A 14,358-nucleotide genomic window follows, 5' to 3' on the forward strand; every position below is an offset into this window, starting at 1 on the left:
CCTTCATCCATACAACCAGAGATGACCCACGCTAGCGATCGTGAAAAAGTTCCCTTGTGGCGAGACGAACGGTTTTGGCGCATTGCCCTGCAAGTCATAGTTTTGGTCATTATCGTTGCCATCTTATCCCTACTGATCGGCAATATGAACCAAAGCCTACAGCAACAGGGGCGACAGTTTAATTTTTCCTTCCTGTTTAACACCGCTAGTTTTAACATTGGAGAGAGCATCATTCCCTACTCGCCCAACGATCGCTACTATTGGGCATTTGTGGTGGGGTTGGTTAACACCCTACGCTTGATCCTCGTTGGGTTTGTACTCACGACGATTGTTGGCGTCATTGCCGGCATTGCCAGCTTTTCGGACAACTGGCTGGTACGTAAAATTAGCCAAGTTTATGTAGAGTTGGTGCGCAACATTCCGCTGCTGCTGCAACTGTTCATGTGGTACTTCGGGGTGTTCTACAGCTTGTCGCGATCGGCCCAACCAGGAGCCAATCAGCCCCCAAACCAACTCCTCGGTGCTGTCTTCTTCACTCGACAGGGAATTGTGATTCCCTGGCCTGCCAATACGCCAATTTCGTGGATTTCCTTTGGACTCCTGATCCTGGCAGCGATCGTGGCGCTGTTGCTGTGGCGCTGGCGCATTCAGCTTATGGAAGAACAGGGCGTCTCCGGCAAGCCCCAGTTGATTGCCCTCGTCGTTTTGGGGATAGCGGCGCTGCTGCTGTTTGTCATAGGGCTGGGATGGCAATTTCCTCAATTAAATGAGTCCAACGCAATCACGGGCGGATTGCGGTTGTCGTTGGAGTACTCAGCCGTTCTGGCAGGACTGGTGTTCTACACCGGAGCCTTCATTGCTGAAATTGTACGGGCTGGGATTCAAGCCGTTTCTAGAGGTCAGTGGGAGGCAGCCAAAGCCCTAGGGTTGCAGCAAGGCTTACTAATGCGGCTCGTGGTGTTTCCGCAAGCGCTACGGGTGATTATTCCCTCCCTCAATAGCCAATACATGAACTTGGCCAAAAACTCTAGCTTGGCGTTGGCGATCGGCTATCCGGACATCTTTTCGTCGGCGGCTACGGCGCTAAACCAATCAGGGCGGGCTGTGGAAGTGATGCTGTTAATTGCGGCAACGTACTTGGTGATTAATCTCATCATTTCCGTCGTGATGAATACCCTGAATCGCGCGGTTCAACTCAAAGAACGCTAAGCCGTTTTTCCTGCCCCCCATGCGGTTTGTATCTTGCAGTGGTGTATCTGTCTCTAATGTCCTGCTTTAATGTTCCTGCGCCCTACTCCCATGACCACTACTCATCCTCCTTCTTCTGCCTCTCCTCCGCCTGTAGCTCAGATTGGGCCGGTTGCCTGGTTACGAAAAAACCTGTTCAGCGATTGGTTTAACAGCCTACTAACGATCGTCATCCTGCTGTTGTTGTTTAATACCCTAACCAGTTTTCTAGGTTGGGCAACGACGGTGGCACAGTGGCAAGTCATTCCGGCTAACTGGCCACTGTTCTTTGTGGGGCGGTTTCCAGCGGCGCAATACTGGCGTCTCTGGGTTGTATTGGCGCTCATTGCTAGCTTGGCTGGACTTAGTTGGGGCATTCTGGCACGCAATGCTGCAACCTTATTTACTCGTCCGGTGCTGGCGGCGATCGCCATTGCATCCCTGCTGGCGCTGCTGATGCCCACTCCCATCTTCTACCGGCTGCTGATGCTGGGTGTCATTGCCCTCTTGCTGATCGGGGCTTGGGTGGGACGCCGAGTTTCTCGCACCACACCGACCTTGGGCAAATGGATTCCACTGGTCTGGTTTCTCTCTTTCTTTGTGGTGCTGTGGCTGATGGCGGGTGGCTTTGGCTTGCCCGCCGTTTCAACCAGTTTATGGGGCGGGCTGCTGCTGACCATTTTTATGGCGGTGGTCAGCATTGTGCTTTGTTTTCCGTTGGGGGTGCTGCTGGCCTTGGGACGACAGAGTAGTTTGCCTGTGATCCGCTGGCTTTCGGTACTTTACATTGAGATCATTCGCGGCATTCCCCTGATTGCCATTCTGTTTATTGGACAGAATATGATCCCGCTGTTTTTGCCCCAAGGAGTGCGGCCGGATAACATCTTGCGGGCTATTATCGGGCTAACAATATTCAGCGCAGCATACTTGGCTGAAAATGTGCGGGGTGGACTGCAAGCTATTCCGCGCGGTCAAACTGAAGCGGCCAATGCCCTGGGATTGAACCCAATGTTGACTACGGGGCTGATTGTGCTGCCGCAAGCGCTAAAAATTTCGATTCCGGCGATCGTGGGCCAATTCATTAGCTTGCTGCAAGATACCACGCTATTAGCGATCGTGGGCATTATTGACTTGCTGGGCATTACTCGCGCTATTTTGGCTAACCCGCAGTTCATTGGGCGCTATTGGGAAGCCTACATTTTCATTGGTGCAATCTACTGGGTGCTGTGCTACGGCATGTCGCTAGGTAGTCGTAGGCTTGAAGAATCACTAAACACGGGTCACTAACAGAGCTAAGAAGCTATGATTTTTCCATCAGGTTGTGCGTTTAACTCTAGCCCTCCAACTTAGCACTGGCTGTATTTGAGACTTGGCTAGCTTGATACAACGCCTCGATCGGGGTTTACCTACAATCAACCCAATAGGGTTTGTGACTGGATTTTGCGGACTAATTTGTGGACTGATTTGTGGACTGATTTGTGGACTGACAGGGAGATAAGCGAATGACCCAATCTCAAACGGATGCTGACATTCTGGCTGCGGCTCAAACTGGCGCGGAAGACATGATTATTGCTGAGAACGTAGAAAAGTGGTATGACAACAACTTCCATGTGCTGCGGGGTGTAAGCCTGACGGTAAAAAAGGGCGAGGTTGTGGTCATTATGGGCCCTTCAGGGTCTGGTAAATCCACGTTCATTCGCACCTTTAATGCCCTAGAAGCCTATCAAAAAGGGCGTATCATCATCGACGGCATTCACCTATCGCACGATTTGAAGAATATTGAAACCATTCGGCGGGAGGTGGGGATGGTGTTTCAGCAGTTCAATCTGTTTCCCCACCTGTCAGTATTAAGCAATATTACCCTGGCTCCCATCTGGGTCCGCCGTTGGACTAAAGCCCGCGCCGAAGAAGTGGCGATGCAACTGCTGGAACGAGTTGGCATTCTGGAACAAGCGCACAAGTTTCCGGGTCAACTATCTGGCGGGCAACAGCAACGAGTAGCCATTGCCCGGGCATTGGCGATGCAACCCAAAATCATGCTGTTTGATGAACCAACCTCGGCACTTGACCCAGAAATGGTGCGGGAGGTATTAGATGTGATGCGATCGCTGGCCAAATCCGGCATGACGATGGTATGTGTTACCCACGAAGTAGGGTTTGCCCGCGAGGTAGCCGATCGGGTAGTGCTGATGGCCGACGGCGTGTTAGTGGAAGAAGGCACCCCGGAAGCATTCTTCAACACCCCCCAAGAGGAGCGTACCAAGAAGTTCTTGTCCCAAATCCTTTAGATAGGGTTTATCAGTTAGCGAATGAGGCAACCGCCTACAGTCAACGAATTCTTCGAGATCATTCTTCGAGATCTTAGTTGCCCTAAGCAGGTTGTAGCGTGTGCAGAATCTCTCGCAGCAGGTACTCACTAAACGGAGACGTATGCTTCCAGAGAATTTCCTTAGCACGAGGAGTCACGAGCAAGCCACCCACCGGTAAGCTGCTGAAGTCTTGTCCGGGAATACAACCTTGCCGAATGAGTTGCCGAGCCGCCGCAACCACCGTTCGCCGCCGTAACTCTGTATAGAATTCCGAATCGTAGTTGTGTAAAGCCCAGCGAAATGCATCTAAGTCGCTATCGGCAAGATGATGGAGCGCAGCGACTAGAATATTGTTCAAACTGTTGCGATCGAGGCGCAGGTTGGCTTCTTCCTTGAAGGACTGAATCACTTGTGGATCTTGAGTTTTGAGGATGCTGACAGCCCAGTTTAGATAAAGTTCAAAATCTGCGATATTGATGTTATCCATAGGAAAGTTTAGAAACGCTGTACAAACTCACTACAACTTGTTGCTAAAGCGTGACAAAAGGCGATCGCCCCACACATTGACTCGATCTGAGACTCAATCTGACCGATAAACCGATAAGCAGTTCTGCTCTATCCACTCGCCTTAACCAATCCACCCCGCTGGCTGCTGAAGGCAACGCACCCACATGAAACCTCACTTGACAACAACTCCATTGACAACAATCACTTAGCAGCATGGTTGTTATCTGGCTTTTCTGAGGCAAACTTCAATCCCTAGATGGTGTTACTAGCAGGCAACTATTGACTTTCAGGAACCAAGGATACAATCTTATCGTTGTCCAATCACTGCCCAACGATTGGGGCTATTTCGACCTTCACTTAATTTTTGTTTCGATCGAGGATGTGCCCCTGTTGCCCTTATCGACAGCGGTACTCGACAAATTTCTACCGGTTGACAAAATAGCGACGCAACCCAGTACAGACACACCAAACTTGTGATGGTTATTACCTATATCATGGCAGATACTTTGTCCTGTATCAAATTCTAGAGAATAACAGCCCGTTCCGGTATGCAGTAAATCTCTCTACTGCTATTTCTACGCTAGATGAAGAAAGTGTAAGTTGCGTGAAGATGATAGATTTTTATAATATTTATTCCTGATGCGAGGCAGATGCCGGCGATCGTCTTCGTTGTCAATAGCGGACAACAGCGAAGAAGCTTCCCGATCGATCACCCTGCTTGTCGGTGTGACCCTTGATAGATGTGGAGATAGCTGCGCGTGGTTCACTGTTGCAGCGTTTGAATCAACTCGTCCAGATCATGAGGGCACGAGCTAAATCCGCCAAAACCGAGCGCTCCAGGAGGTTTCGATTAATTATACATCCAGGGTTGGAAGTTCCTCCGCATCAGGAGATGGGTTAAGATTTTCTTGGAGAATGTTGAGCACCACTTGCGGATCAGTGGCTTGCTTCATCATCTCCGCTTCCCAATCATGGCGATCGTGCAAATTCGGCAGATCCACCCGCAGTTCTTCCAACAGTCCAATAATTTTGGCGGTTTTTTGCTCAGTGAGAAGATTAATTTGCAGCATCAAATGCGATCGTTGTTCAGCCAGTTTTTCTTGGCGCGATTGGCGCACCAGCACACCTGTGGCGATTAATAGAGCCGCTGTATCCAGAAATTGATCTTGAACCCTATATTTAGGGAGATTGAACGGCAAGGTTAGATCGCCGGTCGTTTGACTCCAGATGATCCAGACAGTAAAGAATAACAGTTGAGCATACAAAAAATAAGACGTACCAAAAACGGCAGCAATTTTGGTTAAGAGTTGCTCATGCCAAGGCTCACATTGCTCTTGTTTCGCTTGAAACCCCAGCACCGTTTCAATGTTGTCAATGACCTGTTGCGGCAACGGATATTTTTCACCTCGGATATACACTGATCCAGAATACATTTGAGTGTCCCTAGACGGTGGATGAGAGCGATCGCTCATTGGCATTCAATCCTTTGTTCTGTTGTTATTTTGAATGATTTCAAAAACTATCGTAGGATAGGCAACCGCAGAATCCAAACACAAGTCTAGATGGATAGAGATCCATAGAGAGTCCACAGGTAGACACCATCAGCGATCAGAGGTGGGATGACAGCACTCTATGCTCAACTTGGTTGATTTGTTGAACGTCTGAGTATTTAGAGATATTTAGGGCTGGGCAGCAACCAGTTTAACTAACGGAACGGTCGGTGGTTCAACCGGAACCAGTTGCAGCGTTCCCGTTGCTTGAAGAGATTGCTTCAAGGACTCGGTGGGGTAATACAAAAACCGATCGCCTGGTTGCCAACGGAGGGGGACAGCCGGATCAATTACCAACTGAAACCAAATCAAGCGATCGCGGCGAGCGACCTCACGGCTGAGGGAAATTACATTGCCAAGGGTATCAGGAGCCAGACTGCTGACAATCACAGGCTGGTCAAACTGGCTAAGAAAGTCCGCCACAGTGGGATTGTAGTAACTGACGCCTTTGCTCCACCAAGCGGTTGCTTGCCAGCTTGCTGCACAGGAGATAATCCCCACCGTCAGCAGCAGGGTCAAAAGTCCGTATCCCCACCGCTGACGCCTTACGGATGGATGCTGTATCCAGCCAGCCAACAGATATGCCACCGCCAGCAACACGCCAATTAAACTGGGCACAAAATAGCGGGTGTTTAACGATCGCTGTCCACCCACAAGGATATCTGGAAGGATCAGGGACAACGCAGGTAGCACGACTAATAAGACAACCATCAACCAAACGCGACGAGGGGTTTGACGACACAGCCTCCCCAAAGATAGGGCTATCAGCGCCAATACCAGCGGCGGTACAAGGTAGGTGTAGGGGTGATCGAGGGGCAGTCCTAGATCGATAAACGTACTGCTGAAATGCAATCCCCACAGTTTAGCGAGTACTGACAGCGGCGGAGATTGGGTTGTCCACGCAGTTTTAGACTGTAAAACGTCCCAGTTGCGTATCATGATCCTCAGCCAGGGCAGAAAAGCAAGTCCCCCAGCAACCAGCGCCGCTGCAAATCGTCGAATTGATCGCCACGAGAACGGCCGCGTTGCCAACACCACCAGCCCATGACAGGCGAACACGAACACCGATAGCAAGAACGTGTAGAGATTTAACGCGACGGTTATCGCATAGATCAGCCAACTGGTACGGGTTTGCAAGCGCAACGATCGCAGTAGGGCTGCCGAGGACAGAATAGTTACCAACGTCCACAAGCTTGACTGCCGCGCTTCTTGAGCATAGAGCACATGAAACGGAGAGACTGCCCAGAGCAGTATGACAAGGGTGCTTACCCACAATGCCTGTCTCGAACCCTGAGGAGACTGATAGGAACGATCAAACAACTCTTGGCTGAACCAGTAGAGAGCGGGCAGGGTGAGCAAGCTCAAAACCACCGATAAGCTGCGCACAGCGGCTACTCCACTGCCAAACCATTCCATCCACAGCCGCACAGCCAAGTAATACAGCGGTGGATGTTCAGGATTGCTAGTTAGGGCTTGCCAAGTCTCGCTCCAACCGTGTGTATCACTGAGTTGTTGATATTGTAACAATGTCTCTGAGGTAATAGGATCACCCGAAAACACTTGAGGAATAATTGCTTCTGCAGTGTATCCAGATGCCCGCACGGAGGTAAACACCTCATCATGCCAGTATACTTTTTGATCTAAATGCGTCACTCGAAAGTACACACCGAGTATTAAAACTGTAATAAATAGAATAATTAATTGAAATGGTAATGAAAAATAGAATGATTTTGTTTTCGCACTCATGATGAATTTTGGATGGTTTATCACTGGACAACAAGCAGGACAGAAAATAGACTTGCTATGATGAATCAATGTTGTCTATTAAGTTCTGGTAAGTTCCAGTTGCTTCGCTGATCGTAAGTTGGGCAGTTTATGTAAGTCAGTTTATGAGAAAATTTTCGACTGCTGACAGATCTAACTCCGCCTTGCCACCCCAATCAGGCAATTTTCTGAAACGATCGTCCGTCGGCTTGACAATCGGGGGAATTGGGTTGATTTTAGTGGCGACTCTGTTTCCATTCAATTTTTCCCCACCCCAACTTGCACCGATTGAGGCATTCGCCTACTTTAATCGCTCTGGCAATTTAATTGACCAAATTGGCAATATTGGATTGTTCGTACCGTTTGGATACGGCATCACTGGACTGATTCGGCAGCAAGGACGTTCGCGTTGGGTCGCCTTCATCATTGCAGCCATTCTCAGCACCAGCCTGTCCATGTTGGTGGAACTGTTACAGTTCTTTTTGCCCAAACGCACTCCCACTGTGACCGACCTTATTGCTAATAGTTTAGGGGGCAGCACAGGTGCTACTTTGTGGTTTACGGCGGAAAAAGCAGTCGATCGAGTTCCAAATCTGCTAGGTTGCCTCCGCACCAAGCTAGCGTTGAAAATTTTGTCTGTGGCATTTCTGGGATATGTGCTGTTGACAGCAGGTCTCGCCATGATGCTGCAATCGCAAACGCATCTGAACAACTGGGATGATTCGTTTCCACTGGTACTGGGAAATGAAACCACAGGCGATCGACCTTGGCAAGGGCAACTGGCAGCTATCTCACTCTATGATGCCGCACTTTCAGAAACAGAGGTGGCGGCGCTGCTCTCAAACCATGCCTTATTTACTTCTCCCCTCGTGTCCTATCAGTTAAAAGCACCCGGGATCTATACTGATCAAACTGGGAAATTTCCGGATCTATTTTGGAGTGCCAATGCTGTCAGCTTTCCCCCACCGGGAGCATTCGCCACTCTCATTCGATCGATTCAACAGTCATCACAATTGACGCTGTTGGCTATCGTAGCCACTCATCACGCCTCCCAAACTGGGCCGGCTCGAATCATTTCGATCTCGAACGGAACGCTGTTGCGTAATTTGACCCTAGGGCAGCAAGGTCACGATTTGGCGATTCGGCTGCGAACTCCTATTACAGGCGAGAATGCTAAATATCCGGAACTACTTGTTCCTAATTTTTTTCTCGATCAAGTTCCTCATCGTGTTGTAATGACCTATCGCTATTCTCGATTAGTTTGCTACATCGATCGAGTGCAGAAAGCTTATTCAATTGATCTCAGCCCTGAAGTGATTTTCTTTCGCTATCTGTTACCTTTTAGCGAGTGGAGTGTTCGCTTAAGTCCTGCTGAACTTTGGGCATATAAAATTTCTTATTACAGTTTAATTTTTATACCATTAGGTATTCTCTTGGGTTTAATCGCTATCGTCTCAGCACGCACCTTTACAATTTACAGCGGGCTAGGTCTTGGCGGCATTGCTCTCCCTACCTTACTGCTAGAGTTTGTCTGGTCAAGTAGTGCACATCGCAGTTTCAGTGTTGTGAACTTGGGGTTGGCGATCGGATTGTTGGCTGTAACCGCATTGATTACAGTACGGTTATTACAACGGGTTATCTTACTTTCCGCTTCCCAACCAACTAATCGTCGGAATAACGCTTAACTGTTGGGGCAAATGGATGGGCCAGGACAGCCCGCAAACTGCCCTGACTGAGGTTGGTTTTATGGTTAATGGAGAACGAGCTGTGGCACGGCTGTTGTTTCCCCTAGCGCCGCGGCACGAGTTGCATCAATCGCCATAAACTGCCGAATTTGTCCCTCGGTGATCGCTCGCATATTCGCACCAGCTTGGTAGGCTTTCGTCCAAATCACAATCCACTGTAATGTGGTGTGTAAATCAAGCTGAGGACGCCAACCAAGCCGTGTTTGGGCCTTGGAACAGTCCAGTTTCAGGAAGGTGTTCTCATGGACGTGCGTGGTGCACGCATCGCGTTGCCATCTAGCTCCATTCCCCCACAATTGATACAGCCGATCAGCAATCCAGCCAACCGTTTCCACGCCGTTGTCGTTGGGTCCAAAGTTCCAGGCTTCAGCATAGGCAATTCCTTCGTTGTATAATCGCTCTGCCACCATGAGATAGCCATTCAGCGGTTCCAGTACATGCTGCCACGGGCGGGTTGCTTGGGGATGACGAATTTGCACTGGCTCATCGCGCATCAATGCTTTGAGAATATCGGGCACAAGGCGATCGGCCGCCCAATCGCCACCGCCAATGACATTACCAGCGCGGGTCGTTGCCAACGCGACCCCATGTTCTTCATAGCGTTTGGGATTAAAAAAGGAATTGCGGTAGGCGGCTACCACCATCTCGGCACAAGCTTTACTGCTGCTGTAGGGATCATAACCTCCCAACGCATCGTCTTCACGATAGCCCCATGGCCATTCGCGGTTTTCATAGCATTTGTCTGTGGTGATATCGACCACTGCCCGCACGCTTGTCACCTGGCGCACCGCTTCCAGCAGATGGGCTGTACCCAGTACATTAACAGAATAAGTTTCGATCGGGTTTTCGTAGGAACGCCGCACCAACGGTTGAGCCGCCATATGAATGACAATTTCTGGTTGAGCCGCCCTCAACGCTTGCTGTAAATGCGCCATATCCAAAATATCGCCCACGATCGAGGTCATTCCCTGTGCTACTCGCGCCAGTTCAAACAAACTGGGATTGGTTGGTGGTTCTAGGGCAAACCCTGTCACCTCTGCCCCTAGCATCTGTAGCCACAGCGATAGCCAACTGCCTTTGAAGCCAGTATGACCCGTGATAAAGACTTGCTTACCTTGCCAAAAATTATGATTTAACATCCGCTTTCTCCAGCACAATGGCGTATCACAATGCAACAATTTCGGCACCAACACCCATACCATTCAGCATCTTCTGAATCTCAGCACAATAAATTGCATTCATGACAATAATTTGATCGGGTTGGTAGACTTTGAGGAATTCCGGTGATTTAATTTCTTTACCGACACCTGGAATAAATTTGCCATGACGATGGGGATTAATATCGACCACATATTGAACTTGGTCAGCCATGCCCAACGTTGTCAAAAATGCCACACATTTAGATCCTGATCCCCAGATAACAACGCGCTTTCCTTGATCTTGTAAGGTTACCAGGTGTTGTTTCCAGTGGAATAGCTTGGTTTCGATCGCCGCTGCAAAATACTGCACATCGGCGGCGGTTTGTTCTAGGGCTTCTTCTAGCGGCAAAATTCGATCGGAAGAATGTGTCACTGGCCGAGCTTCGATCATCAAATATTGTTGACCATAGGCTAAATAAAGATCGAGAATTTCAAACCCACAGGAACGGAATAACCGCGCCAGCGATCCGGGGGTGAAATAAGAGCAATGTTCATAGTAAATATCTTCAAACGCCAGATCATGCAACACGCGAAGGGTATCAGGAATTTCAAAGAAAACCACCGTATTTAGCCGATCGCCAATCGATCGCCGCACAGTGCTTAAAAATTCAGCAGTCGGTTGAATATGCTCTAGCGTATGGCGACAGCAAATAAAGTCACCTACATACTTGGCATGATGATCGCCATAATAATCTTGAATGAACGTGACGCGATTGGCAGCAGCACTCTTCACCCGTCCTGGAACCACACTCGGATCAATCCCGACACCTCGATTATTGCCTAACTCGCACAGCAGCAGCAGAAAATCACCTTTACTACAGCCAATCTCCACGATGTCTTTCTCGTAGAGATCGTATTTCTCGATGAGGCGATTAGCAAGATCGATCGCAAATTGATTGAATGTTGGTGAAAAACTTTGCTGATCCTCATAATTGGGCGCATAGGCCGACCACTTGGCATCAAAAGCGATGTTAGTAATGAAGCCACAGTGTTCACAATGCCCTAAGACAACATCACCGCGGGGAAAATCTAAAGCTTCCAATTGGGTATTAGGCATCAAGCAGCTATGTACAGGTACATTCCGAACCTCGTAAAAAACTGATAATTCACCATGTCCACAGTTTGGACAAGTTTTATGTACCTTTGTAGTTCGAGTCACAGCATGAGCAGGTTCAAAAGATGGTTGCACTAACATAATAAACTCCAGAAAATTGTGGAAGCTATGGCTGTCCGTTTAATGACGAACTTTATGAAAGATTAGGAAACGCAAGGGGCTTTTAGCCGTAGAATGCACCCCTTGCGAATTCGATCGCACGACTCCTCAGAGGTAATCTATCCTGGTCTCTCGAATCAAGGCATTCACAGGAATCTTCTCAGTTGGAGCCATCCGACAAACTTGAGCTAGGCAGCGGAAGAAGAGGCAGGTACGAAGAGGTCAGACGACATGAATTCCGGTTGGTCAAGTTCTGGTTGAAACAGTAATCCTTCTTCTGTTCCTGGGTTATCCTCGTATAGTGCTAATATATCAGCCGAGATGCGGGAAAAATCAGTTCCTCGCATGAAATCTCTTAAAGACGTTCCTTGTGGTGCAGAATCGAGATTGGGTGCACCTCGCCGATGAATCACATCTTCAATATCTACAGTTCTAAAGTCAATGCTGTAGCGAGTCAAACCAGAGGTATTTGGAACGGTGGAGTGAAGCTGTGCGCCAGAAAATAGAATGACTCCTCCTGCTTCACAAACGACTCTCACCTGAGGTTCCAACTCAATCACTTCAGTGGCATGGGGTTGTTTCCGAGTGTCTTTTCTAATGTGCTGTGCTGCGTGCTTACGACCGTTGCTATTCCATTCATAGTAGCTGAAGCTGCTTGATTCATTTTTCACCGATCGATTCCAGTAACGAGGATGAAACGCTAATGAACTTTCAGATTCAAACTCATAGATTGGCAGCCACCAGTTGAGTTGGCACATCGGGGCTGAGTACCACGTATCGCGATGGGGATGAAATGCATAGCCGACACCGCTGGTTAAATACCCATCTGAGGTAGTCATACGCAGGCGTGGTACATCCAGATAGGTCATGTGTAAATCACAGGCAAATTCCTCAAGAATCTCGCGGATCAGGTGCTTGGTTTTGGGGTGGTGAATGAACTGAGGTTTCAGTGGAGCCACGATCGCGACATACTGTTCAACCGGCAAATGATACTGAGCCATTTTGGGATCAAGTCCCCTAAAGGCAGCCTCAATCATCTCACGGGCAAATTCGCAAAGGGCAATTGTGCTGGGACGAGGTGTAAACACAAACACCTGACCTTGGTAGAGTCGCTCACGCCTCACTCGATCGCTGACCACTGCATCGACGTAGACTGTATTCAATTTACTTTCTCCTTGGGTTTAAAGAGTCCATCAACAGATCACGGTGGAGTCGGTACGCTACGAGAACCTGCTCTAGCAATAGAACCGCGTCGAATTGCCAGTAGGTTCTGCAACCAAGATTGCAGCCGTGCCAAGACTTTGACCATGTTGTTTTCCATACTGTTTGCAACCGGAAGACAGCCGTGACGCCTTGGACGCCAAAGCTGGCTAATCTCGTTCAATTGGGAACGAGCTAAACAATAGGACTGTTTTAGTTCAAGAATCATCAGAGTTTCCTCATGATCGAGTTTGACAGTAATTAAAACTCGACAACAATGGTCGATCGCAAATAAATCGATTCACAACCAAGTAGAAAAGTTTCATGGAGCTAAGCAACTCGTGAAATAATTGCTTAGACTACAGTAGGAACAGGAATTGGAACAATGAATTTACCACCTTGCTGATGATATTGACGCTGTTGCTGCATAATCTCATCGGCAAAGTTCCAAGCCAAAATCAATACATAATCCGGCTTATCTTCGAGCAGCTTTGAAGGAGGAAAAATTGGCAGATGATTGCCACCCATATAACGCCCGTGCTTGAATCGATTCAGATCTACTACATAATCCACCAAGGTTTGATCGATCCCTACATAGGACAACATTGTCGTGGCTTTGGCAGCGGCTCCATAGGCAGCAATGCGCTTACCTTCCTGCTTCAAGCCAGATAGCTGCTTACGCAATGTCTGTTTGATGCTCGACACCCGATCGGCAAACTGGTGATAGAATTCAACCCGATCAACACCCCGATCGCGTTCTTGCTGAAGTAGCGTTTTTACTGAATCTCCAACCGCTTCATGAGGTTCAACAAACAAGCGTAGCGAGCCGCCATGAATAGCAATGCGCTCAATGTGATTTAAGAACAACGAATGGCGACGGAATAACTTGTCTAAGGCGGTGACAGAGAAATAGCAAAGATGCTGGTGATAGATCGTATCAAACTCACAGTGATCAACGAGATCCACCACATAGGGAGCTTCAATGATCGCGACCCCCGCCTTCTTCAGCAAGATGTGAATACCTTCCACAAACCCATTTAGATCAGGAACGTGAGCCAAAACATTATTAGCGAGAAACACATCGGCTTGCTTGCCTTCCGATCGCAGTTGTGCCGCTAGATCTTGTCCAAAGAAAGTGCACAAGGTGGGAATGCCCGCTGATTGGGCGGCTTCTGCGGGGCCTTGGGCCGGATCAATGCCGAGGACGGGAATTCCCTGCTCGACAAAGTTCTTCAGCATATAGCCATCATTGCTAGCCGCTTCAATCACCAAACTATGGCTGTTTAACGATCGCGATTGCATAATTGCTTGGGCACTGTCGCTAAAGTGCTTCAACAGCGACGGAGACACCGACGAGAAATAGGGGTAGTTGCGACAGAACAAGATTTCTGGTGGCACAACCTCAGTAATTTGCACTAGCCCACAATCTGGGCAGAACGCCAAATCAAGCGGCGCAAAGATCTCGTTAGACTCCAGTTGCTCGTGGGTTAGCAATGCATCCGCTAACGGTGTTTGACCAAACGACAACACTAGTTCAAGCTCAGAACTTCCGCAGGAATGACAAGTTGGTTTGGAACCATTTTCGAAATCATTCATTGTGGACAATCAGGAAATAAAGGACGAAGAAAACAAGGCGAAGAAAAG

At 48.7% G+C, this 14,358-nt stretch carries 12 protein-coding genes; 4 read left to right on the forward strand and 8 right to left on the reverse strand.

Translation table 11 applies throughout. The annotated features are described in order from the left end of the window. Nucleotides 1-21: 21 nt before the first annotated feature. The 3 genes from OXH18_RS11510 (at nucleotide 22) to OXH18_RS11520 (ending at nucleotide 3,515) form a co-directional block, all read left to right on the forward strand. A complete protein-coding gene (locus tag OXH18_RS11510; protein WP_268612926.1) occupies nucleotides 22-1,209 on the forward strand; it encodes an amino acid ABC transporter permease in 1,188 nt (395 codons plus the stop codon). Between the two features lie 90 nt (nucleotides 1,210-1,299). Further along, nucleotides 1,300-2,514, forward strand: coding sequence for an amino acid ABC transporter permease (locus OXH18_RS11515; RefSeq protein ID WP_268612927.1), 1,215 nt, complete (start codon nucleotides 1,300-1,302; stop codon nucleotides 2,512-2,514). 215 nt (nucleotides 2,515-2,729) lie between these two features. Next, a complete protein-coding gene (locus OXH18_RS11520; protein WP_290428451.1) occupies nucleotides 2,730-3,515 on the forward strand; it encodes an amino acid ABC transporter ATP-binding protein in 786 nt (261 codons plus the stop codon). Nucleotides 3,516-3,597: 82 nt separating this feature from the next. On the opposite strand, the gene OXH18_RS11525 is transcribed toward OXH18_RS11520, so the two are convergent. The 3 genes from OXH18_RS11525 to OXH18_RS11535 form a co-directional block, all read right to left on the reverse strand. Next, the gene (locus OXH18_RS11525) at nucleotides 3,598-4,023 is read right to left on the reverse strand and encodes a hypothetical protein (protein WP_268612928.1); all 426 of its coding nucleotides are present in this window, start codon (nucleotides 4,021-4,023) and stop codon (nucleotides 3,598-3,600) included. Nucleotides 4,024-4,897: 874 nt separating this feature from the next. Continuing rightward, nucleotides 4,898-5,515, reverse strand: coding sequence for a DUF1003 domain-containing protein (locus tag OXH18_RS11530; RefSeq protein WP_268612929.1), 618 nt, complete (start codon nucleotides 5,513-5,515; stop codon nucleotides 4,898-4,900). Between the two features lie 207 nt (nucleotides 5,516-5,722). Beyond that, entirely contained in the window at nucleotides 5,723-7,339 is a 1,617-nt protein-coding gene (locus OXH18_RS11535) for a glycosyltransferase family 39 protein (RefSeq protein ID WP_268612930.1), read from the reverse strand. A 143-nt stretch (nucleotides 7,340-7,482) separates the two neighbouring features. Between OXH18_RS11535 and OXH18_RS11540 the strand changes: the two genes are divergently transcribed. Beyond that, the gene (locus OXH18_RS11540; RefSeq protein WP_268612931.1) at nucleotides 7,483-9,042 is read left to right on the forward strand and encodes a VanZ family protein; all 1,560 of its coding nucleotides are present in this window, start codon (nucleotides 7,483-7,485) and stop codon (nucleotides 9,040-9,042) included. A gap of 65 nt (nucleotides 9,043-9,107) precedes the next feature. Here OXH18_RS11540 and rfbG read toward each other — a convergent pair whose 3' ends face one another. From rfbG to OXH18_RS11565, 5 genes are all read right to left on the reverse strand, one after another. Continuing rightward, a complete protein-coding gene (rfbG, locus tag OXH18_RS11545; protein ID WP_268612932.1) occupies nucleotides 9,108-10,241 on the reverse strand; it encodes a CDP-glucose 4,6-dehydratase in 1,134 nt (377 codons plus the stop codon). 25 nt (nucleotides 10,242-10,266) lie between these two features. Further along, nucleotides 10,267-11,496, reverse strand: coding sequence for a class I SAM-dependent methyltransferase (locus OXH18_RS11550; RefSeq protein ID WP_315874649.1), 1,230 nt, complete (start codon nucleotides 11,494-11,496; stop codon nucleotides 10,267-10,269). Nucleotides 11,497-11,702: 206 nt separating this feature from the next. Continuing rightward, the gene (locus tag OXH18_RS11555) at nucleotides 11,703-12,677 is read right to left on the reverse strand and encodes a phytanoyl-CoA dioxygenase family protein (RefSeq protein WP_268612934.1); all 975 of its coding nucleotides are present in this window, start codon (nucleotides 12,675-12,677) and stop codon (nucleotides 11,703-11,705) included. A 38-nt stretch (nucleotides 12,678-12,715) separates the two neighbouring features. Next, on the reverse strand, nucleotides 12,716-12,943 hold the full coding sequence (locus OXH18_RS11560; protein WP_268612935.1) for a hypothetical protein: 228 nt from the start codon (nucleotides 12,941-12,943) through the stop codon (nucleotides 12,716-12,718). 125 nt (nucleotides 12,944-13,068) lie between these two features. Beyond that, nucleotides 13,069-14,310, reverse strand: coding sequence for a class I SAM-dependent methyltransferase (locus OXH18_RS11565; RefSeq protein WP_268612936.1), 1,242 nt, complete (start codon nucleotides 14,308-14,310; stop codon nucleotides 13,069-13,071). Between the last annotated feature and the right edge of the window lie 48 nt (nucleotides 14,311-14,358).

It is taken from the genome of Thermocoleostomius sinensis A174, assembly GCF_026802175.1.
GTDB lineage: Bacteria > Cyanobacteriota > Cyanobacteriia > Elainellales > Elainellaceae > Thermocoleostomius > Thermocoleostomius sinensis.